The organism is Mycobacterium sherrisii (assembly GCF_002102355.1).
Lineage (GTDB): Bacteria > Actinomycetota > Actinomycetes > Mycobacteriales > Mycobacteriaceae > Mycobacterium > Mycobacterium sherrisii.
Genome location: NZ_LQPT01000101.1, coordinates 65,948 through 86,830, shown reverse-complemented (window position 1 = coordinate 86,830; position 20,883 = coordinate 65,948). Strand labels below are relative to the sequence as shown.

The following is a 20,883-nucleotide window of genomic DNA, read 5'->3' as shown; positions in this document are numbered from 1 at the left end:
GTCGGTGAATACCGTTGCCCGAGAACGGCTTTCGGTGCCCACGCTACATGGGTGCATTGGCGGGCTGGAACATGCCGGAGCCGTCGGATTCCTCTTCGGCGCGAATCACGTGGACCACCGCGTTGATCAGCGCCAGATGGGTGAACGCCTGCGGGAAGTTGCCCAGGTGCCGGCCGGTGCGCGGCTCGATCTCCTCGGCGTAGAGGTGCAACGGGCTGGCGTAGGACAACAGCCGCTCGCACAGCCGCTTGGCCCGCGCCACCTCGCCGATCTCGACCAGCGCCGACACCAGCCAGAACGAACAGATGGTGAAGGTGCCCTCCTCGCCGGACAGTCCGTCGTCGGTCTGCTCCACCCGGTAACGCAGCACCAAGCCTTCCTCGGTGAGTTCGTTGGCGATCGCCAGCACCGTGTTGCGCACCCGGGGATCGTCGGGCGGCAAGAACCGGGTCAACACCACCAGCAGCAGCGAGGCGTCCAACGCAGTGCTGCCGTACCGCTGGGTGAAGACGCCGCGCGAGTCGACGCCGTGCTTGAGGATGTCGGCCTTGATCTCCTCGGCGATCACCCGCCACTGCTGGGCGTAGCTCTTCTCACCCTGGCGTTCGGCCAGTTTCGACCCGCGGTCCAGCGCCACCCAGCACATCACCTTCGACGAGGTGAAGTGCTGCGGCTCGCCGCGCACCTCCCAGATGCCGCGGTCGGGTTCGCGCCAGTGCGCGATCGCCTCCTCCACCTGTTTCTTGAGCACCGGCCACAATGTCTCGGGCACCTGCTCGCGCGACTTGGCATGCAGATAAAAGGAATCCAGGATCGAACCCCAGATGTCGTGCTGGATCTGGTCATAGGCGCCGTTGCCGATCCGCACCGGACGCGCATGGTCGTAGCCGGACAGATGGTTGAGCTCCTCCTCCACCAGGCTGCGCTCGCCGCCCACGCCGTACATCACCTGCAGCGGGTGCCGCTCGTTGCTGTTGGCGCCGGACACGTCGGCGATGAATGCGAAGAAGTCGTCGGCCTCGCGGTCCAGGCCCAGCGTGTACAGGCCCCACAACGCGAACGTCGAGTCGCGGATCCAGGCGTAGCGGTAGTCCCAGTTGCGCTCGCCGCGCGGTGTTTCCGGCAGCGACGTGGTGCTGGCGGCCAGCAGCGCGCCGGTGGGCGAATAGGTCAACCCCTTCAGCGTCAGCGCGCTGCGTTGCAGATACGCCCGCCACGGGTGATCCGGGAAATTTCCGATGTTGATCCACTGCCGCCAGCACTCCGTGGTCTGCCACATCCTGTCGGCGGCCTCTTCATACGTCTGCGGCGGCGGGTGTTTGGTCCAGCTGAGGGCGACGAACACGTCGTCGCCCTCCTTCATCCGGGTGCGCGCCCGGGCTTCCCTGCCCTCCAGCCCGATGTTGAGGTTGGTGGTCAGCCGCAGTTGCGGGTGGTCGTCGGGCTGCTTGCTGGCGCGCGCGACCGCCTCGTTATAGGCATTGGCCGAGTATTCCCAGTTCACGCCGAGGCGGTGGTAGTCGAACGCGGGTTCGCAGCTCATCATCAACTCGACGGTGCCGCTGACGCAGCGCACCGTGCGCAACAGGATGTGCTCGGCATCCCAGTCCATCGGCGTGCGGCGGTGTGTCTTGGAGCGCCGCTCGATGTCATGCCACGGGCCCATCACCAGCGCATCCCGCACGATCAGCCAGCCGGTGTGGGTCTGCCAGGTGGTCTCCATGATCAGGCTGCCCGGCAGGTAGCGGCGGGCGGACGGCACCGAGACGCCGTAGGGGCCGATCCGGAAATGGCCGGCGCTGCGGTCCAGGATGGCGCCGAACACGCTGGGGGAGTCCGGACGGGGTACGCACAGCCATTCCACCGAACCGGCAGGCGAGATCAGGCAGGTCGTTTCCCAGTCGGACAAGAACGCGTAGTCGGCGATCGGTGGGAACGGGTTACGCAGCGCCCCGCTGGAGGCAAACGGCGCCGGCGCGCTGAAATCGAGCGGGGAAGCCAGGGGCGACTGTTGGGGCGCGTCAAACGCCTTGTCGGTCGCGCCGTTGGCGGGCTGATCAGCGGGCTGGGCGTGCAAAACCATTTCGACATCATCATCTGTCGACCCGCCCGCCGTCCATTCTTTCGGCGCACGTCGCGCGTGGCAGCACGACGATCAAGCGGGTCGCCGGGCAAACTTCGGCGCGTGCTCCGAGAACGGTCCGATCGCCACCAGGTAGGCGATCCAGCGGCGCAGCGCCGGGGCCCGCGCGACCATCCGGAGGCCGCCCGGTGGCGCGGCGTCGCGTCCGGACACCACGTCGGCAACCACCTGCGCGTGGATGGCGCGTTGCACGGCCTGGATCATCGCGGTCGGGATCCAGCGGCGCAGCTGGACGCGGGCCAGGTGCCGCGTGGACAGCCGACCGGTTCGCAACGGACCCGCCAGAATGCGAGCGGCGGCCACGGCGTCGGCCACCGCGAGATTGATGCCCACGCCGCCGACCGGCGACATCGCGTGGGCCGCGTCGCCGATGCACAGCACGCCGTCGGCGTACCACCGGCGCAGCCGGTTGAGTTGCACGTCAAGGAGTTTCACGTCGTCGAAGGACGTCAGCGTGTCGATGCGGTCGGCGAGCCAGGGCACCATGCCCACCACCACCTGGTGCAGGGCGCCGATGCCGCGGGCGCGCAGTTCGGCGTCGGATCCCTTCGGGATGAGGTAGGCGATCTGAAAGTAGTCGCCGCGATCGATCAGAATGATCCCGTGCCCGGCCCGAAACGTCCCGGCCAGTCCCTGCGGGTCGTCGGAGCGGCGCGGCAACCGGAACCACCACACGTCCATCGGGGCGCCGAACGGTCGCGGCGTCGCCCCGATCGCCGCGCGCACCGTCGACGCACGACCGTCGCAGGCCACCGTCAGCGCGGCACGCAACTGCTTGGTTGCGCCGGCGGGGTCGCGGTAGGTGACGCCGACGACCCGGTCGCCCTCGCGGAGCACTCCGGTCACCTCGGTGCTGCGCCACAACCGGAAACCGGGTTCGGCCTGGGCGGCGCCGGCCACCATCTCCAGAAAGTCCCACTGCGGCACCAGCGCGATGTGCTGATGCGCACCCGGCAGGCGGGATAGGTCCAGGTTCAACGGTTGGTCCCGAATCGACAGCTCGATGGAGTCGATCAGGCGATGCGGGACCTCGGCGAACCGCGATCCCAAACCCAGTTCGTCGAGCAGACGCAGCGTGCTCGCGTGCACGGTGTCGCCCCGGAAATCGCGCAGGAAGTCGGCATGCTTTTCCATCACCGTGACTCTTACGCCGCCGCGCGCAAGCAGCAGGCCCAGCACGATGCCGGCCGGACCGCCGCCGGCGATGACGCATGTCGTCGGGTCGTCGGCGGTGGCCATTGGCTGATCCTGACATATTGGTGTTTCCGGCGGCAGGGCGAATAGGGTGGGCCCGATGAACGGGTTCCTCAACTGGTGGGACGGCAACGAGCTGTGGATTTCCGGGCTCCCCTTTGTGCTGCAGGCCATGGTGGTGATGCCCGTCGTGCTGGCCGTCGCCTACCTCACGGCGATGTTGCTGGACGCCGCGCTCGGCAAGGGCATCGAGCTGATGCGGCGGGGCCGTCGGATCGACGGGACGCCCAGGTAACCGGCATGCCCCGGTCTCATGTGACGTTGATTCTCGTCACGCTGGTGGTGTTGGTGATCGTCGCGTGGATAGTGATCCACTGAGGCTCCAGGCGCGGCCGGCCCGCTGGCGGGCCAGCGAATTCCTGTTAGGCTTCGCGCCATGCCCACGACAGCCGCGGTTCCGGACTGTGATGTCGTCGTGCACTGTTGTCGCTGACTACCACCCGCGCGCGGTTTGGTAGGGAATTCGCGAGTTCTCCTAACGCTTCCAAGGCCTTTCCGCAGCATCGGGACAGATACCCCACCAGCCCGCACCGGAAGGCCGTTGATGCGTAACGACAACGACAGCGCACCGCGCTGGCGGCCCTTGTTTGCGCTCGCCGCGATCGCGGCGGTCGTCGTTGCCTGCAGCCCCGGCCCCAGCGACGTCGTGGGTGGCGGCGGGTTGGCCAACGCGCGCACCACCATCACCCTGGTGGCCTATTCGGTGCCAGAACCCGGGTGGAGCAAGGTGATTCCCGCGTTCAACGCCTCCGACGTGGGCAAGGGCGTGCAGGTGATCACGTCGTACGGCGCCTCCGGTGACCAGTCCCGCGGGGTGGTCGACGGCAAGCCCGCGGACGTGGTCAACTTTTCCGTCGAGCCGGACATCACGCGATTGGTCAAGGCGGGCAAGGTGTCCAAGGAGTGGAATACCGATGCCACCAAAGGCATTCCGTTCGGATCGGTGGTGGCGCTGGTGGTGCGTAAGGGAAATCCGAAGAACATCAAGGACTGGGACGACCTGTTGCGGCCCGACGTGGAGGTCGTCACGCCCAGCCCGTTGAGTTCGGGTTCGGCCAAATGGAATCTGCTCGCCCCGTACGCCGCCAAGAGCGACGGCGGCAGCAACAGCCAGGCGGGCATCGACTTCGTCGCCAAACTGGTCCGGGAGCACATTAAACTGCGGCCCGGATCGGGACGTGAAGCCACCGACGTCTTCGTCCAGGGCAGCGGTGACGTGTTGATCAGCTACGAGAACGAGGCCATCACCGCGGAGCGGGCGGGCAAACCGGTCGAACACGTCATCCCCAAGCAGACCTTCAAGATCGAGAACCCGGTGGCAGTGGTGACCACCAGCGCGCACCTAGATGCCGCGACGGCGTTCAAGAACTTCCAATACACCGCCCCGGCGCAGACGGTGTGGGCGCAAGCCGGTTACCGGCCGGTCGATCCCGCGGTCGCCGCCCAGTTCCGGGCCGACTTCCCCGTGCCGGCCAAACTGTGGACCATCGCCGACCTGGGCGGGTGGGCCACGGTGGATCCCCAATTGTTCGACAAGAACAACGGCAGCATCACCCGGATCTATACGAAGGCCACCGGATGACTTCTCCCTCCTTAGGTCCTTCCTTGGGTCCTTCCTTGGGGCCCTCCGTGGGCACCAGTACCGGCGCGACGGCGGTCGAACCCGACGCGCCCGACCAGCCGGCGCCCCGGCCGTTCCGGCGCGGTAGCGGCACGTCGCTGCGTGTCGGGGTGGCGACGGTGTGGCTGTCGGTGATCGTGCTGTTGCCGTTGGCGGCGATCGCGTGGCAAGCCGCGGGCGGCGGCTGGCACGCCTTCTGGCTGGCGATCACCTCGCACGCCGCGGTGGACTCGTTCCGGGTGACGCTGACCATCAGCGTCGGGGTCACCGTGGTCAACACGATCTTCGGGCTGCTGATCGCCTGGATCCTGGTGCGCGACGACTTCATCGGACGACGACTGGTCGACACGGTCATCGACCTGCCGTTCGCGCTGCCCACGATCGTCGCCAGCTTGGTGATGCTGGCGCTGTACGGCAACAACAGCCCGGTGGGATTGCACCTGCAGCACACCGCGTGGGGTGTCGCGGTGGCGCTGGCCTTCGTGACGTTGCCGTTCGTGGTGCGCGCGGTGCAACCGGTGTTGCTGGAAATCGAACGCGAAACAGAGGAGGCGGCGGCGTCACTGGGAGCCAGCGGCCCGAAGATCTTCACCTCCGTCATCCTGCCGTCGCTGCTGCCGGCCCTGTTGTCCGGTGCGGGCCTGGCCTTTTCGCGGGCGATCGGCGAATTCGGTTCGGTGGTCCTGATCGGCGGGGCGGTGCCGGGCAAGACCGAAGTGTCGTCGCAATGGATACGCACCTTGATCGAGAACGACGACCGTACCGGTGCCGCAGCGATCTCCATTGTGCTGCTGTTGATTTCATTCGTCTTGCTGTTCGTCTTGCGCATCGTGGCCGCGCGTGCGGCGCGGCGGGAGGAGGCGGCCTCGTGAGGTCCTTGCCCTGGGCGCGTTATCTTATCCGCTATGTCGGCCTGGCCTACATCTTCGTGCTGCTGATCGTCCCGGTGGCGCTGATTTTGTGGCGCACGTTCGAGCCGGGGTTCGGCCAGTTCTATGACTGGGTGAGCACACCGGCGGCACAATCCGCGCTGGACTTGTCGTTGTTGGTGGTGGCCATCGTGGTGCCGCTCAATGTTTTGTTCGGGATCCCGACGGCATTGGTGCTGGCGCGCAGCAGGTTCCGGGGCAAGGGTGTCCTGCAGGCGATCATCGACCTGCCGTTCGCCGTCTCGCCGGTGATCGTGGGTGTCGCGCTGATTCTGTTATGGGGATCGGCCGGTGCGTTCGGTTTCGTGGAGCAGAACCTCGGACTGAAGATCATCTTCGGCCTGCCGGGCATAGTTCTTGCCAGCATCTTCGTCACGCTGCCCTTCGTGGTCCGCGAAATCGAACCGGTGTTGCACGAGCTGGGCACCGATCAAGAGCAGGCCGCCGCCACATTGGGTTCGGGTTGGTGGCAAACGTTTTGGCGGATCACCTTGCCGTCCATCCGGTGGGGACTGACGTACGGCATCGTGCTGACCATCGCGCGTACGCTGGGCGAATACGGCGCGGTGACCATCGTGTCGTCGAACCTGCCCGGTAAATCGCAAACCCTGACGCTGTTGGTGTCCGAGCGCTATAACCGCGGGGCCGAGTACGGCGCCTACGCACTGTCCACGTTGCTGATGGGAGTCGCCGTGGCCGTTCTGATCGTCCAGGTGCTTCTCGACATCCGCCGAGCGCGCGCGAACAAGGCTGCCTGACAAGGAGACACGAATATGACCGCCAGCAAGACCGACCACGCGATCATCGTTCGCGATGCCAACAAACGGTACGGCGATTTCGTGGCACTCGATCACGTGGACTTCGTCGTGCCCGCGGGGTCGTTGACGGCACTGCTCGGCCCCAGCGGTTCGGGTAAGTCGACGCTACTGCGCGCCATCGCCGGCCTCGACCAGCCCGACACCGGGACCATCACGATCAACGGCCGGGACGTGACGCGGGTGCCGCCGCAGCGGCGCGGCATCGGCTTCGTGTTCCAGCACTACGCCGCGTTCAAGCACATGACGGTGCGCGACAACGTGGCGTACGGGCTGAAGATCCGCAAACGCCCCAAGGCCGAGATCAAGGAGAAGGTCGACAACCTGCTGGAGGTCGTGGGCCTCAGTGGTTTTCAGGGCCGCTACCCCAATCAGCTCTCGGGCGGTCAGCGCCAGCGCATGGCGCTGGCGCGGGCCCTGGCCGTCGATCCCCAGGTGCTGTTGCTCGACGAACCGTTCGGCGCGCTGGACGCCAAGGTCCGCGAAGATCTGCGGGCCTGGCTGCGGCGTCTGCACGACGAGGTGCACGTCACGACGGTGCTGGTCACCCACGATCAGGCCGAGGCGCTGGATGTGGCCGACCGGATCGCGGTGCTCAACAAGGGCCGCATCGAGCAGGTCGGGTCGCCGACCGAGGTTTACGACGCGCCCGCGAACGCGTTCGTGATGTCGTTCCTGGGGGCGGTCTCCGAGCTCAACGGCAGCCTGGTGCGCCCGCACGACATTCGGGTGGGGCGCAACCCCGAGATGGCGATCGCCGGCGGCGACGGGACCGCCGATTCCATCGGGGTAGTGCGCGCGACGGTCGAGCGCGTGGTGGCGTTGGGGTTCGAGGTGCGTGTCGAGTTGACCAGCGCGGCCACCGGCGGGGCGTTCACCGCGCAGATCACCCGCGGCGACGCCGAGGCGCTGGCCCTCAAGGACGGCGACACCGTCTACGTGCGCGCCACCCGGGTGCCCCCGATCGTGGCGGACGCATTGCCCACCGCCGCTGCCGACCGGAACCAGACCACGCTGACGTCGGCCTGATCCGTCAGGGCAACGCCGACCAGTACGGCGGCTGTTGGGTGGACCGCTGCAGGTAGTCCGCGGCCGCCTCCTCGTCCGGCGCCGCGGTGTCGTCGCCGTGCGCCAGCGGGCACCAGCGCGGGTCGGCCTCGACGATCCACACCGCTTCGAGTTCCACCTCAGGCACCGGCGCGCCCGGCGCGGGCGCGATCAGGTCGGCGGAGAATCCTTCGGCGCCCGGCCAGGTCAGCCCGTCGCTGTAGACGATCTCGTTGTTCCGGTTCTGGGCGATGACGTGGAAATGAGGCAGGCCGGCGAGGTGTTCGGCGAGCCCGTGCGTGCCGCGGTCACCCATTGCGTCATGCTAGTGCGCGCGGCGACGCGCCGTCGCCGGGTCGATCATGTCAGGCCGCGGCCCGTTCGACGGCCGCCGCGGTGAAGCGATCCAGCACCGTCTCAGCCACCAATCGGTGCGCGCCGAGTGGGGCGGCCATGCGTATGCCGGTCTTGTCGGCGAAGCGTTGCACCTGATCCGGTAGCCGTCCGGGCGCCAGGAACCACGGCGCAATGGCCACGCGCCGGGCGCCTTGCCGGCGCAGCCTGCCCAATCCCTCGGCCAGCGAGCGTTCCTGCTGGCTGGCGAATGCGGTGGTTGCTCCAACCCACGCGGTGCCCGCCAACAGTTTTGGCGCGACCCTGCCGGTGCGCGCGTTCACCGCCAGGTCGGACGTGCCGATCGCCACCACGAGCACACCAATACCGTCATCCAGACGCGACAGTCCTAACTGGGTCACCCGCTGGCGCAGCACCGACACCAGCCGGTCGTCCTCGCCGAGCACGGGTGCCTGCCGGACACGTTGCGCCGCACCGCAATCGGCGATCTGCGCGGGGATGTCGACGCGGGCGTGGTAGGCGTTCGCGAGCAACAGCGGCGTCACGACCGCCGGGCCCTCGAGCGCAGCGAGCACGTCGACCAGGCTGGGCGAGTCGTGATCCAGGAAGGCCAACCGCACGTCGAGATCGGGCCGCCGACACGACACCGCTTCGGCCACGGCGCGCGCGTTGGCCGCCGAGCGCGGATCCTTGCTTCCGTGTGCGGTCAGCAGGAGGGCCGGCTTGGTGTCATTACTCGTCCCCGCTAGCCGGCCGGGGCCCCGTCTCGCTACGGTCGGCATCGCCGGCGGCCCGTCACGACGCATGCAACCCGCATTCGGTCTTGGCCAGGCCCTGCCAGCGGCCGCTGCGCGGATCGGCACCCGCCGCGGGCTTGGCCGTGCACGGTGCGCAACCGATCGACGGATAGCCTTCGTAGACAAGCGGATTGACCAGCACATCGTGCTCGTCGATGTAGTTCTGCACGTCCTCGTCGGTCCATGCCGCCAGCGGGTTGATCTTCACCAGCTTGAACGCCTCGTCGAAGCCGATCAGCGGGGCGTTGGCGCGCGTGGGTGCATCGACGCGGCGCAGTCCGGTCACCCAGGCCGAATATCCGGCCAGCGATCTGCCCAAGGGAAGCACCTTGCGCATCCGGCAGCATTCGCCGGGGTCGCGGGCGAACAGGTCCTTGCCCATCAGGTCGTCCTGCTCGGCCACCGTGTGTTCCGGTGTGACGTTGAGAACCCGTACGTCGTAAACGGATTCGACGGCATCACGGGTGCCGATGGTCTCCACGAAGTGGTAACCGGTGTCCAGGAACAGCACCGGCACGCCGGGGCGCACCCGGGCCGCCAGGTCCACCAGCACCGCGTCCTGCATGTTGGAGGCCACCACGTAGTTGCACGTCGCCCAGCCTCGGGGGCCGTTGACACCGCCGAAGTTCTCCTCGGTCCAGCGCAGCAGCTCCTCGGCGTTGGCGCCGTCGAGTTCCGCCGCGCCGCGGGCCGCTATCTCGCGCAGTTCCTCTTCGGTCCGCCGGGTCGTCGATGTGGTGCTCATCGCAGGTCGCCCTCCTCGGCGCGAAGTGCCCACTGCGCGAACCGCTCTCCCTCGTTGCGGTGCTTGACGAAATTGCGCACCACCCGGTCGATGTAATCGCCCAACTCGTCGCTGGTCACCTTGTGCTGGCGCAGTTTTCGGCCGAATCCGCTGTCCAGCCCCAGGCTGCCGCCCAGGTGCACCTGGAAGCCCTCGACCAGGCTCCCGTCGCCCGCGTCGACCATTTGGCCCTTGAAGCCGATGTCGGCGACCTGAATTCGCGCACACGAGTTCGGGCAGCCGTTGATGTTGACGGTGATCGGTACATCGAGCACCGAGTTGATGTCCTCGAGCCGTCGCTCCAGTTCGGGCACCAAAGACTGTGCCTTGACCCGGGTTTCGGCGAACGACAACTTGCAGAATTCGATACCGGTGCACGCCATCAGATTCCGGCGCCAGTGCGACGGTTGGGTCTGCAAACCCAGCGCGTCCAGCCCGGCGGTCAGCTCGTCAACCTTGTCGTCGGGGACGTCGAGGATGACCAGCTTCTGGTAAGGCGTCAACCGGATCCGGTTGGACCCGGCTCGTTCGGCGAGGTCGGCCACCGCGGTCAGGATGGTGCCCGACACCCGGCCGGCGATCGCGGCGGCGCCGACGGCGTTGCGCCCGTTTTTGAGGCGCTGCACGCCGACGTGGTCGATCGGGTGCGCGACCGGTTCGGGGGCCGGGCCGTCGATCAGCGGTCGCTTCAGGTATTCGGTCTCGAGGACCTCGCGGAATTTCGCAATGCCCCAGTCCTTGATCAGGAACTTCAGCCGCGCCTTGGCCCGCAGCCGCCGGTACCCGTAGTCGCGGAAGATCGACGTCACCGCGTGCCACACCTCCGGCACCTCTGCCAACGGCACCCAGGCGCCGACCCGCTGGCCCAGCATCGGGTTGGTCGACAGCCCGCCGCCGACCCACAGATCCAGGCCGGGCCCATGCTCGGGGTGGTTGACGCCGATGAACGCGATGTCGTTGACCTCGTGCACGACGTCCTGCAGACCCGAGATCGCGGTCTTGTACTTGCGCGGCAGGTCGGCGAACTCGGGCTGGCCGATGTAGCGGCGCACGATCTCGTCGATCGCCCAGGTGGGGTCGAGCACCTCGTCGAGCGATTCACCGGCAAGGGGGGAGCCCAGGATCACGCGGGGGCAGTCGCCGCACGCCTCGGCGGTCTGCAGGCCCACCTCGGCCAGCCGCCGCCAGATTTCGGGGACGTTTTCCACCACGATCCAGTGGTACTGGATGTTTTCCCGGTCCGAGATGTCGGCGGTGTCGCGAGCGAACTCGGTGGAGATCTGGCCGACGGTGCGTAGGGCGGCGGTGGACAGCGCTCCGCCGTCGCAGCGCACCCGCATCATGAAGTACCTGGCTTCCAACAGGTCGGCGTTGTCGTCGCCGGTGAAGGAGCCGTCGTAGCCCTGCTCGCGTTGGGTGTAGAGGCCCCACCAGCGAAAACGGCCACGAAGATCGCTCTTGTCGATGCTGTCAAAGCCCTGTTTGGCGTAGCTGTCCAGGATGCGTTGGCGCACTTCCAGCGGAGCGCCTGCCTGCTTCATTTCCTCGTTGGGGTTAAGCGGCGCACGATCTCCCAGCGCCCACTGGCCCTCACTCCGAGTCTTTTTGTCGGGGGCAGCGGGACGGGCTGTGGTCATTCGAAGGTCTCCTTCGGGGGCTGTGCAGGCGTGGACGCGCGACTCACCGGTTTAGCTTTGGCAGGCGCAGATCCGGCGCCAGCTGGACGAACAGGTGGGCGGGTCTACGAGATCAAGCCGGACAGCTACAGCTGCAGACACGCTTGAGATCGATGTGCCGACGCGCCACGAGCGCAATGCGCGAGCTGGGCTGGGCGGCGGTCACGCGCCCATTGTGCCATGGATACAGCCGGGTCACGCCACCAGCCCGAATTTCTCCTCATGGCGAAGAAAACTACCCAGCAAACCTGGGTAATCCGGCATACAAAACCGAGAAACGCCTGAGAGAACGGGGTCGGTGCGTTTGACGTGGCTAATCGGCCGGCGGGCGGCGCGCGTGGCGCCGGTCGCGTCCGGCGCGCGCGGTGGGTCGTCGGCTCGTACAATCCCGCGGCGCACCGGGTGAGTTTGCTCACCACCGCCAGCTCGCGACCGCCAGCGGCCCGGGCACGTCGTGGGATCATTTGGCATGGCTTTGCGCACGGCCCCGGTCGAGCTACCCGACGTCCAGCATGATCCCGGGCACCCGTTCGGGGTGTACGTGCATGTGCCGTTCTGCATCACGCGATGCGGTTACTGCGATTTCAACACCTACACACCGGCCGAGCTGGGCGGCGTCAATCCGGACGCGTGGCTGCAGGCGCTGGGCACCGAATTGGCGCTGGCCGCCGCGCGATTGACCGCGCCGACGGTGAACACGGTGTTCGTCGGCGGTGGGACGCCGTCATTGCTGGGCGGTGCGCGCCTGGCCGCCCTGCTGGATCTGGTGCGCGAGCACTTCTCGCTGGCGCCGGAGGCCGAGATCACCACCGAGGCGAATCCCGAGTCGACATGGCCGGAGTTCTTCGACGCGATCCGGGCCGCCGGATTCACCCGCTTGTCGCTGGGCATGCAGTCGGTTTCGCCGCGCGTGCTGGCCACGCTGGATCGCGTGCACTCCCCGGGGCGGGCGGCCGCGGCGGTGGGCGAGGCGCGGGCCGCAGGCTTCCAACACGTCAGCCTTGACCTGATTTATGGCACCCCGGGTGAAACCGACGAGGATCTGCTGCGCTCGGTGGATACCGCTGTCGAGGCGGGGGTCGATCACGTGTCCGCGTACTCGCTGCTCGTCGAGCCGGGGACGGCGCTGGCGCGCCGGGTCCGCAGCGGCGAGCTGCCCGCGCCGGACGACGATGTGCTGGCGCATCGCTACGAGCTGGTCGACGCACGACTGTCCGAATCCGGGATGACCTGGTACGAGGTGTCCAACTGGTCACGGCCCGGCGGGGAGTGCCGGCACAACCTCGGCTATTGGAACGGTGGCCAGTGGTGGGGCGCCGGTCCCGGAGCGCACGGGTATGTCGGCACGACGCGGTGGTGGAACGTCAAGCATCCCAACGCCTACGCCGAGGCGCTGGCCGGTTCGGTGCTGCCGGTCGCGGGTTTCGAACAACTCGACGCCGAAGCGCGGCACACCGAGGATGTCTTGTTGAAAACCCGCCTGCGACAAGGCCTTCCGTTTTCTGGTCTGAATGCCGAGGAACGGGAGCGGGCCAAAGCCGTTGTCGCCGACGGCCTATTGGTGGCCGACGGCGACCGGCTGGTCCTCACCCCGCGCGGCCGACTCCTGGCCGACGGGGTGGTGCGAACCCTGTTGGGGTGACGGCGTCAGACGCCGACCCAGTGCTGAATGAGGCGGGCGATCTCGATGTACAGCGGGATGCCGATGGTGACGTTGTAGGAGAACGTCAGACCCAGCGACGCCGCCAACGGCAGCGTCGGACTCGCTTCGGGAATGGCCAGGCGCTGCACCGCGGGGACGGCGATATAGGACGCCGCTCCACACAACACCGCGAACAACACGTAGGTGCCGGTCTTGAAGTCGGCACCGGTCAGGCTCGCGTAGCAACACGCCACGAAAATACCCAGTGTCGCAAAGACATTCGGGGCAACCAGGGCGAAGACGATGAACCCCGGACCCGCTTTCCGCAAGTCCTTCAGCTTGCGCGACGCCGTCATGCCCATCTCGAGCAGGAACAGGCACAGCACGCCCTGGAAAGCCAGAACGAAGAACTTGTCGTCGTCCTGGACGACCTTCTGACCCTGCAGCCCACTGATGAGCCCGATCGCGATGCCGCCGATCAGCAGCACCAGACCCGGGTTGAGGAAGACTTCCTGGAAAAGCTCGCGGGAGAAGATCGACGGCTTCTTGCCGGCGGGCGGGCGGACGATCTCGTCGAAGTCCTCCGGATTGTCGGACTTTTCGAGCGAGAGCTCGAGCTCGTCCTCGATGCCTCGCGTGTGCTCGGCCTCCAGGCTCTGGCCGTGCGGAGGCCGAGCAGCCGTGCCGGGCCCGATGCCGACCTTCACGGCCGCGTAACCGGGCTCGTCGACCATGTTGCCGGCCGCGTCCATACCCCGGTGCCGCAGCCGGGCGACCAGGTACAACGCCACCAGACAGCCGGGGATCTCCATCACGGCCAGCATCACCGGCATGTAGGCGTTGAACGCGATGTTGGTGGCGGCCAGGACGGCCACGCAGGTGGCGAACGTTCCGGCGGAATCCGATCCGTAGTAGCCACCGATCGTCGCCCGGTCGATGCGGCGCAGGTTGGTCATCACGCCGAGCAGCAGATACGCGAGCCCGCCGATCACGCAGTTGAGCACGAAGCCCAGCACCATGAATCCCACGATCGCCGCGACGCTGGACGCCTTGACCTGGGCGAGTTCCTCACCGCCGTGCCAGCCGATGGCCAACAGCAGATACATCGTGAGGCCCTGATAGATCACATAGGGAAACTCGAAACGCACCCGCAAGATCGGAATCAGAAATCCGAAGTAGAAGAAAAGCAGAAGTGGTTTGAACAGGTTGTGGGTGAAGTTCTGCCAAAACTCGTGCAGCATTGGTGCCTCTCTTCATTCGTCCGCCGGCCGGGGAATGCACCGTCCGCGAGCGGTGGGGGCGAGCACGAAAATCCCGAAGGCCGTGCAAAATTTAACGCTGCCGGTGTCGCTCCGCCACTCGTCTGATGCCCCGCAAATCGCCTGCTTTGCGGCTTGGCGGTGAATTAAGCGGGCCCAATAAAACCCGTGGTCACCGCGATGCAGGTGGGACAGGGTGCGCCCGGATTAGCGTGAATCGGGTGTGAATTACCTGTGCATGTGCTGGGAGGTGGGGAGTGTCGGCATTCAGCCGGAAATCAGGGAGGGCCGCACGCCCGCGCCCCGTTTGCGATGTGTCACCGATAGCCATGCCGTCGGCGAATAATGCGTGGTAATTTCCTCGAACCCGTCGACCCGGGAAACCGTGAGTACGCCGGTTTCCTGATTGATTTCGAGTTCGTCGCCCTCCGATGCCTGGACTTCTTCGCCGTTCGCGAGCCTGATCACGAACATATGGTTCCTCTCGATCGATGGAGGAGTTAGCTGTTTGATCCCTAACCCGGTCGGATGAAGTCTGGACGCGCCTCCACTCGTCGCTGCCGTGCCGGCCTGGTGCCGCCGCGTGCCCGGCCTATCTGCACCGTGTAACAGGGGGGCAGGCCCCGCCGAGTCGCCGGCTGCCCAACAGCAACGTCTGAAGAGCTGAGGTCATGTTAGTCCTCAACGCCGGGGAGGCGCAGGTGCAGAAGTGCCGAATGTCGGCCCGGCTAAGTGCTTCCCCGCGGGGCTGCAACGACGGGCGGGGTGCCCGAACCCCCGAATCGGGCACTACCAGCTAAGAGGCCAACGCGCGCACCTGCTAGTTGGGTACTTTCATAGGTTAGGCTACATTTACTTACTGTGACCGATGCCAGCGTCGAGACAAGTCCCGTAGGCGTTACGTTGCCCTCGATCCCGATTCCGCCGGATGTCGACCCGGCCGACTTGGCCGCCGCGCTGGCATCCGCTGTGCCGGAGCGCCTCGGCGAGGAGTACCTGCTCTACGAGAACGCCGGTGAATGGGTGCTGGCCAGCGGTGCGCACGCGTTGATCGAATTGGACAGTGACGAGCTTCGGGTCGTCCGCGACGGGGTGACAAAGCGCCAACAGTGGTCCGGCCGGCCGGGCGCGGTGCTCGGGGAGGCGATCGACTGTCTGTTGTTGGAGACCCAGCAGCTCTACGGTTGGATCGCCTTCGAATTCGGGGTCTACCGCTACGGATTGGGACAACGGCTGACGCCGGGTACGCCGCTGGCCCGACTGTTGTGGCCGCGCTCTCGAATCGTGGTGACACGCCAGGGGATTGCGCTGCGCGATGCTGCCGAGAACCATCGGGAAGTCGTGCTCGAGGTGCTGCGCGACGGGGTGCCCGGCCTGCGCGAGACCCGCGACATCGATATCACGACCGACGGGTCCGACTACCGCGGTCGGGTCATCGACGCCGTCAGCGAGATCTCGACCGGCAAATACCAAAAAGTGATTCTTTCCCGCTCCGTGGAAGTGCCTTTCACGCTGGACTTTCCGTCCACCTACCGACTCGGCCGTCGGCACAACACGCCGGTGCGGTCGTTCTTGTTGCGGCTGGGCGGAATCCGGGCGCTGGGTTACAGCCCCGAACTCGTCACCGCCGTCCGCCGGGACGGCGAGGTGATCACCGAACCGCTGGCCGGCACCAGGCCGCTGGGTCGCGGCGCCGCCAATGACCGCCAGGCCCGAGACGACCTGGAGTCGAACTCGAAAGAGATTGTCGAGCATGCTATCTCGGTCCGCAGCTCGCTGCAGGAGATGAATGAGATCGCCGAACCCGGAACGGCCGCAGTGACCGATTTCATGACCGTGCGGGAGCGGGGCAGCGTGCAGCACCTGGGCTCCACGGTGAGCGGTCGGTTGGGCCCGTCCAGCGACCGGATGGACGCGCTGGAAGCGCTGTTCCCGGCGGTCACCGCGTCGGGCATTCCGAAGTGCGCCGGTGTCGAGGCAATCCTGCGTCTGGATGAGACACCTCGGGGGCTGTATTCCGGTGCGGTGGTGTCGGTTTCGGCCGACGGTGCACTGGACGCGGCGCTGACGTTGCGGGCCGCCTACGAGTCGGGCGACAGGACGTGGCTGCGTGCGGGAGCGGGGATCATCGAAGAGTCAAGCGCTGACCGCGAATTCGAGGAAACCTGCGAGAAGCTCTCCACCCTCGCGCCCTATCTCATCGAGCGGCAATGACGTCCAGTAGGCGCTGAAAGCGCCACCCGTGTTAGCACTCAAGTGTGTTGGGTTCGGGCATGTCGCGCAGCGCCGAGATCGCGTCGCGCAGCGCGGCGCGGCTGGTGATGCCGAGCTTGGGGTAGATCCGGTAGAGGTGACCGCCGACCGTTCGCGGCGACAGGTACAGTTGGGCACCGATTTCCCTGTTCGACAGCCCGCCGGCCGCGAGTTCGGCGATGGCCCACTCTTGCGGCGTAAGGGACGGCAAAACCTCAGGACTTCCGACCTTTTCGCGGGCGGCGCGCAGCTCGTTTCGCGCGCGCAACGCCCAGGGACGCGCGCCGATGGTCTCAAAGGTGGCCAGCGCCGAGTGCAGAACGGCTCGGGCCTGCTTGAGGCGCAGTTCCCGACGCAAGCGGCTGCCGTATGCGAGTTGTACCCGCGCGTAGTCGAAAGGCCATGCAGCACTGTCGGTACTGCCCAGCGCCTTCTCGAAAGTTGGCAAGCTGCTGGATGTTTCGTCGACGAGAGCGGCAGCCCCGTGAGCCAGTAAGGCCAGCCTGGGAGATAGGTCAGCGATCTTGAGCTGTTGGAGTGCCCGCACGTGTGCGGCCGCTTCCGCATGCCGTCCGGTTCGGACGGCCGATTCCACGAGATCATAGGCAACCCACAACGCGTCGGCCGAGTAGCGCTGGAATGTTCCGGGTGGACTCAACGCCACCGCGTGCCGATACGCACTCTCCCAGTCTTGCTGCGCCTCCGCCACGAGTGTGCGTGCGTGATGGGCGAGGCGGTGAATACCGAACGCTTCACGCGACAGCGTGGTTTGCTCGAGCTCCGCCGCCCACCTGCCTGCCTCGGTTACATCGCCTCGCACCGCAGCAAAGAGCGCTTCGGCATAGACGAAATACCAGCTCGATGTCAGGGCCGTGTTTCTGCTGGCGGTCAGGCCTTCATCGGCGAGTTCCTGTCCGCGCGTCCAGTGTCCCGATGCGAAGTCGTCCAGACACTGCACCATCAGCGCTCGGAAGTAGGTTCTCAGCGCTTGCCCGTGTCGGCCGTCTTCGATCAGACGCCAGGTTGGTCGGCGGCCGGCGGCGAGCAGATCGACGTATACGGCCGCGGTGGTCAACCGTACGATCGTCATCGGGTCGGCGTCGTCAAGCTCTGTGCCCATCAAAGCCTGGAGTTCGTCGCGGACACCGTGCCCCAGCCGCACCGGATCGGCGAAGGCGCGTGACAGTACGGAAAGCACCGGGGGACAACTGGGTTCGAGTCTGTCCAGCGCTGCGAAGTAGCTGTCCCAATAGGCTGGCATCCCGGCCTGCCAACAGATGATGAACCAGGTGAAGAACGCCTCGACCAGTTCTGGGTCTGCCACGCTCCACCCATGCGAGCCCTCGTTGATAGCGGTCTCGATCAGGCGGTGTGCCGAGCCGCAGTCGCCGCCATTGTCGGCGTAGACGACCGCCGTCGCGACCGCGGCGTGCAACGAACCAGCCTCGCGTCCAGGAAGATTGCGGAAATCTTCGAGACGGTCGGATGCATCGATGGGCTCACCGATCACTTCGGCCTCGAGATAGGCGGCCTGGGCGAGTCGGCGTCGGCGATCGGTCAGATTCGGGCTCAGGCCGGCGGCGCGCACGAAGGCCCGCGCGCAGCCATATGCGTCGCCCCGTCGCAGCGCCTCGTGAGCGGATCGCTCCAGCAGGTCGGCCGTGGTCTCGTCGACATCGACCGCTGCGTCGGCGAGATGCCAAGCACGTCTGAAGGGTTCGTCGATCAGCACCTCGGCTATCGCGAGGTGGGCGGATCTGCGTTCTTCAGCGCTGGACTCTTCGATCACCGCCGCTCGGATGAGCGGATGGGAGAACTTGATCGACAACTGTTCCTGGTTGATGACGATAAGACCGGCGCGCTCGGCCGGCAGCAGCTCGTCGAAGGCGACCTGGAGTTGCTTGAGGACTCCCAGGTCCTCGCGCCCGTCCAGGGCGAGCAGTAAAAGGTCTCTTTTGGTCACCTCCGCGAAATCCGACATCCGGAACGAAAACGACTCTTTCAGACGGTCGCTCAACGGAATGTGGTGTGACGCCCCGCTGACGCCCGCGGGCAACTGGCGCACCACCCTGCTGAGTTCCAGGATCGCCAGCGGATTGCCTTGCGCCTGTTGCAAGATGCGGTGTCGTGCGGCGTGAGCGAGTCGTGGGTCGCTGCGGTCGATCAGCAGTTCGGACTGGTCGTCGTTCAGTGGCTGCACGATCAGGTTGGCAATGGCATGGCTACGCATCGACGGTTGCAGGATGTCACGCGTTGCGCCGAGAAAGGCAATTCGCGTTCCCGTTACCCGTTGTGCCACGAAGACGAGCGCTTTCGCGCTGGCCTCGTCCAGCCATGCGAGGTCGTCGACGATGACGACGACCGGTTGCCGGCGTGAAATATGTTCGAGCAGTGTCAGAGTGGCCCCGTATACCAGCAATGGCAGCGGCGGCGGGCCGGAGGCATACCCCAGCGCAACCTCGAGTGCCTGCCGGTGCGGCGGATCGAGCGAATCAAACTCCGCTCGCAGCGGGGCGAGCAGACGGTTCAATCCCGCGTAGCCCAGACCGACCTCAAACTCCACGCCCGTGGTCGCGATCACCCGCGATCCAGATGCCGCGGCAATGCGACTGGCCTCCTCCAGCAGTCTGCTCTTGCCGACTCCGGCGGGCCCCACCAACAGCTGCGCACCACCGCGTTCCGACGAGGCGGCCAGAAACTCTGTGATGGCGGCGAGCTCCGACTCGCGGCCGATGATGGGCTGCTCCGCGCCGACATGCTCTGCCACGGAATCCATGTCCTGTTTCTTGACCTGCGAAGGAAGGTGCGCTACCCGCGGGACGTGGCAGCTGATGCGCACGAATATACCTCGCGTTGCGTCGGCGCGCGCTCGAGAGCAGCGGCTCAGGTGAGGCCGGCGCCGCCCGGCGACCGTCGGTCGCCCGCGCGAGGAGAGGATCGGCAGGCGGCCCCTCCGGGCCGGGCCGGTGCACTACCCATCCAGACGTCCCCTGCCCGCGGCCACCAACACCTCCGCGACGCGACTCGAGAACGCGCTCGGCACCCCGTAGCCACAGGTAACCATCCGTAAGCGACCTTCGTAAGTGGTGATGCCGGTGACATACTCGTCGTCGGTTTGGCTCAGGACTACCGGTCCCCATACCGCCGCTGGTCGTAGCGGGCCGACGCCCTCGAGGTTCTGCACGCCGAGATTCGTTGCGGTCATCTCTGCCGGGCACATTTGAACGACGAGGTTCTCGGCGTCGTCGGCTCCGGCGTCGAGGGTTATTGCTTGTTCGATGGCGGCCGATGCCATGCCGATCCCCGCCGCGGACCGGGCCACTCGCAGTTGTGCCGATACCGTGCGCGACTGGTCCCAAAACGATGTCCCGGCCCGCACCGCGAGCCCCGCCGGGATGGTGACCATGTAAAGCGCGCAGTCGTGCCAGGCTTCGATCAGCGCGCGGAAACTGATCGGGTTCAGCACTCGCACAAAGTCGGTGTCGCGCTCCGCGGCACGTACACGGCACATCGCGACCACAACCGCCGCGTGCATCGTGGTGTGTTCGGACCGGCACTGTTGGACCAGGCGGGCGGTGTCGGGATCCGCGAGGTCCGCGGTATCTACCCTGGGCAGGGCGCCGTCGAAGGGCCGGATGAGGCCGGGCGTCGCCATCCGTGGGTCAATCGGCGGTGCGCCGGTGTCCGGCGGTGCGGCGTTGGCCACCGCGCGAGCGATCAACTGCCCGGCGGGGGCCGGCGTGGACAGGTCCGCCAGCGCGCCGCCATTGAGCGCGGTGACGACGTCGTTGAGCACCAACACCGAGGAGATGCCGTCGGCGATGGTGTGGTCGAAGGTCAGGATCAAGGTGCTGCTCGAGTCGCCCTGCAGCAGCCGCGCTCGTATCAGCGGTGCGTGTGCCCGGTCGATCGGTCTGGTGAGTTCGTCGGCCGCGGCCGCCCGCCATGCCGTGCCCCGGGTGACGGTCAGCGGGATGGGTGCCGCGGACGTGGTCCGTACGAAACACAGCCGAAGCCGGGGCCGGTCCTCGACCTGGACCGATAACAACGGGTGGCGCCGCTGGGCGGCGGCCAACCCGGCGCGCAACCGATCCTCGGTTAGCACTTCGTCGAACTCGGCCACGATCGCAAAATGCGACGGATTGCGTTCGCTGTAGCGGTAAAAGAGCCGCTCCAATGCACCTAGCGGGCGTACCACCGTGGTGGCGGTGGTCTGGTGCGGGACGTTGTCGGTCACCGAAACTCCAAACGTTGCGACGCGAAAAGGATTGGATGGTGCTGTGGTTCGTGCTGTGCCACTCGGGCGTGC

At 66.7% G+C, this 20,883-nt stretch carries 17 protein-coding genes and 1 pseudogene; 7 read left to right on the top strand and 11 right to left on the bottom strand.

What is annotated here, in order from left to right; all coding sequences use genetic code 11:
* Positions 1–43: 43 nt before the first annotated feature.
* Together AWC25_RS21100 and AWC25_RS21095 are read right to left on the bottom strand one after the other, a co-directional pair.
* Positions 44–1,963, bottom strand: a pseudogene (locus AWC25_RS21100) (glycoside hydrolase family 15 protein); the annotation flags it as partial.
* Positions 1,964–2,155: 192 nt separating this feature from the next.
* Positions 2,156–3,382 carry an FAD-dependent oxidoreductase gene (locus AWC25_RS21095; protein ID WP_069398950.1) on the bottom strand — a complete coding sequence of 409 codons (1,227 nt, stop codon included), beginning with the start codon at positions 3,380–3,382 and terminating at the stop codon, positions 2,156–2,158.
* A 55-nt stretch (positions 3,383–3,437) separates the two neighbouring features.
* Between AWC25_RS21095 and AWC25_RS21090 the strand changes: the two genes are divergently transcribed.
* The 5 genes from AWC25_RS21090 (at position 3,438) to AWC25_RS21070 (ending at position 7,791) form a co-directional block, all read left to right on the top strand.
* Positions 3,438–3,632 carry a hypothetical protein gene (locus tag AWC25_RS21090; protein WP_069398949.1) on the top strand — a complete coding sequence of 65 codons (195 nt, stop codon included), beginning with the start codon at positions 3,438–3,440 and terminating at the stop codon, positions 3,630–3,632.
* A gap of 309 nt (positions 3,633–3,941) precedes the next feature.
* Entirely contained in the window at positions 3,942–4,979 is a 1,038-nt protein-coding gene (locus AWC25_RS21085; protein ID WP_069398948.1) for a sulfate ABC transporter substrate-binding protein, read from the top strand.
* A gap of 47 nt (positions 4,980–5,026) precedes the next feature.
* Entirely contained in the window at positions 5,027–5,890 is an 864-nt protein-coding gene (cysT, locus tag AWC25_RS21080) for a sulfate ABC transporter permease subunit CysT (RefSeq protein WP_069398947.1), read from the top strand.
* Positions 5,887–6,705, top strand: coding sequence for a sulfate ABC transporter permease subunit CysW (cysW, locus tag AWC25_RS21075; protein ID WP_069398946.1), 819 nt, complete (start codon positions 5,887–5,889; stop codon positions 6,703–6,705). The genes cysT and cysW overlap by 4 nt, the downstream gene beginning before the upstream one ends.
* A 15-nt stretch (positions 6,706–6,720) precedes the next feature.
* On the top strand, positions 6,721–7,791 hold the full coding sequence (locus tag AWC25_RS21070; protein ID WP_069398945.1) for a sulfate/molybdate ABC transporter ATP-binding protein: 1,071 nt from the start codon (positions 6,721–6,723) through the stop codon (positions 7,789–7,791).
* Between the two features lie 4 nt (positions 7,792–7,795).
* Here the strand turns inward: AWC25_RS21070 and AWC25_RS21065 are convergent, their stop codons facing one another.
* From AWC25_RS21065 to AWC25_RS27895, 5 genes are all read right to left on the bottom strand, one after another.
* Positions 7,796–8,125 (bottom strand): hypothetical protein, encoded by a 330-nt coding sequence (locus AWC25_RS21065; protein ID WP_069398944.1) that lies wholly within the window; start codon positions 8,123–8,125, stop codon positions 7,796–7,798.
* A 49-nt stretch (positions 8,126–8,174) separates the two neighbouring features.
* Positions 8,175–8,969 (bottom strand): sirohydrochlorin chelatase, encoded by a 795-nt coding sequence (locus AWC25_RS21060; RefSeq protein ID WP_085167503.1) that lies wholly within the window; start codon positions 8,967–8,969, stop codon positions 8,175–8,177.
* On the bottom strand, positions 8,959–9,705 hold the full coding sequence (locus tag AWC25_RS21055; RefSeq protein ID WP_069398943.1) for a phosphoadenylyl-sulfate reductase: 747 nt from the start codon (positions 9,703–9,705) through the stop codon (positions 8,959–8,961). The genes AWC25_RS21060 and AWC25_RS21055 overlap by 11 nt, the downstream gene beginning before the upstream one ends.
* On the bottom strand, positions 9,702–11,381 hold the full coding sequence (locus AWC25_RS21050; RefSeq protein ID WP_085167501.1) for a nitrite/sulfite reductase: 1,680 nt from the start codon (positions 11,379–11,381) through the stop codon (positions 9,702–9,704). The genes AWC25_RS21055 and AWC25_RS21050 overlap by 4 nt, the downstream gene beginning before the upstream one ends.
* 112 nt (positions 11,382–11,493) lie before the next feature.
* A complete protein-coding gene (locus tag AWC25_RS27895; RefSeq protein WP_368026538.1) occupies positions 11,494–11,550 on the bottom strand; it encodes a hypothetical protein in 57 nt (18 codons plus the stop codon).
* Between the two features lie 339 nt (positions 11,551–11,889).
* Here AWC25_RS27895 and hemW point away from each other — a divergent pair, with 339 nt between their 5' ends.
* Positions 11,890–13,062, top strand: a complete 1,173-nt coding sequence (gene hemW / locus AWC25_RS21040) for a radical SAM family heme chaperone HemW (protein WP_085167497.1) — start codon at positions 11,890–11,892, stop codon at positions 13,060–13,062.
* Between the two features lie 5 nt (positions 13,063–13,067).
* On the opposite strand, the gene AWC25_RS21035 is transcribed toward hemW, so the two are convergent.
* Together AWC25_RS21035 and AWC25_RS21030 are read right to left on the bottom strand one after the other, a co-directional pair.
* On the bottom strand, positions 13,068–14,303 hold the full coding sequence (locus AWC25_RS21035) for a sodium-dependent bicarbonate transport family permease (RefSeq protein WP_069398940.1): 1,236 nt from the start codon (positions 14,301–14,303) through the stop codon (positions 13,068–13,070).
* A 285-nt stretch (positions 14,304–14,588) separates the two neighbouring features.
* Complete coding sequence (locus AWC25_RS21030; protein ID WP_044506990.1) at positions 14,589–14,795, bottom strand: hypothetical protein; 207 nt, start codon at positions 14,793–14,795, stop codon at positions 14,589–14,591.
* A gap of 387 nt (positions 14,796–15,182) precedes the next feature.
* Here AWC25_RS21030 and AWC25_RS21025 point away from each other — a divergent pair, with 387 nt between their 5' ends.
* Complete coding sequence (locus tag AWC25_RS21025) at positions 15,183–16,535, top strand: salicylate synthase (RefSeq protein ID WP_069398939.1); 1,353 nt, start codon at positions 15,183–15,185, stop codon at positions 16,533–16,535.
* Between the two features lie 31 nt (positions 16,536–16,566).
* Here AWC25_RS21025 and AWC25_RS21020 read toward each other — a convergent pair whose 3' ends face one another.
* Both AWC25_RS21020 and AWC25_RS21015 read right to left on the bottom strand, forming a co-directional pair.
* Positions 16,567–19,350 carry a helix-turn-helix transcriptional regulator gene (locus tag AWC25_RS21020; RefSeq protein ID WP_085167495.1) on the bottom strand — a complete coding sequence of 928 codons (2,784 nt, stop codon included), beginning with the start codon at positions 19,348–19,350 and terminating at the stop codon, positions 16,567–16,569.
* Between the two features lie 195 nt (positions 19,351–19,545).
* Positions 19,546–20,811: a hypothetical protein gene (locus AWC25_RS21015; protein ID WP_069398937.1), complete on the bottom strand. Its 1,266-nt coding sequence runs from the start codon at positions 20,809–20,811 to the stop codon at positions 19,546–19,548.
* Positions 20,812–20,883: the final 72 nt, after the last annotated feature.

What these genes read in the sequence shown, in the direction of transcription:
- AWC25_RS21095 (WP_069398950.1), bottom strand. Translation starts at nt 3,382, where the DNA reads ATGGCCACCGCCGACGACCCGACGACATGCGTCATCGCCGGCGGCGGT.
- AWC25_RS21090 (WP_069398949.1), top strand. Translation starts at nt 3,438, where the DNA reads ATGAACGGGTTCCTCAACTGGTGGGACGGCAACGAGCTGTGGATTTCC.
- AWC25_RS21085 (WP_069398948.1), top strand. Translation starts at nt 3,942, where the DNA reads ATGCGTAACGACAACGACAGCGCACCGCGCTGGCGGCCCTTGTTTGCG.
- AWC25_RS21070 (WP_069398945.1), top strand. Translation starts at nt 6,721, where the DNA reads ATGACCGCCAGCAAGACCGACCACGCGATCATCGTTCGCGATGCCAAC.
- AWC25_RS21065 (WP_069398944.1), bottom strand. Translation starts at nt 8,125, where the DNA reads ATGGGTGACCGCGGCACGCACGGGCTCGCCGAACACCTCGCCGGCCTG.
- AWC25_RS21060 (WP_085167503.1), bottom strand. Translation starts at nt 8,969, where the DNA reads ATGCGTCGTGACGGGCCGCCGGCGATGCCGACCGTAGCGAGACGGGGC.
- AWC25_RS21055 (WP_069398943.1), bottom strand. Translation starts at nt 9,705, where the DNA reads ATGAGCACCACATCGACGACCCGGCGGACCGAAGAGGAACTGCGCGAG.
- AWC25_RS21050 (WP_085167501.1), bottom strand. Translation starts at nt 11,381, where the DNA reads ATGACCACAGCCCGTCCCGCTGCCCCCGACAAAAAGACTCGGAGTGAG.
- hemW (WP_085167497.1), top strand. Translation starts at nt 11,890, where the DNA reads ATGGCTTTGCGCACGGCCCCGGTCGAGCTACCCGACGTCCAGCATGAT.
- AWC25_RS21035 (WP_069398940.1), bottom strand. Translation starts at nt 14,303, where the DNA reads ATGCTGCACGAGTTTTGGCAGAACTTCACCCACAACCTGTTCAAACCA.
- AWC25_RS21030 (WP_044506990.1), bottom strand. Translation starts at nt 14,795, where the DNA reads ATGTTCGTGATCAGGCTCGCGAACGGCGAAGAAGTCCAGGCATCGGAG.
- AWC25_RS21020 (WP_085167495.1), bottom strand. Translation starts at nt 19,350, where the DNA reads ATGGATTCCGTGGCAGAGCATGTCGGCGCGGAGCAGCCCATCATCGGC.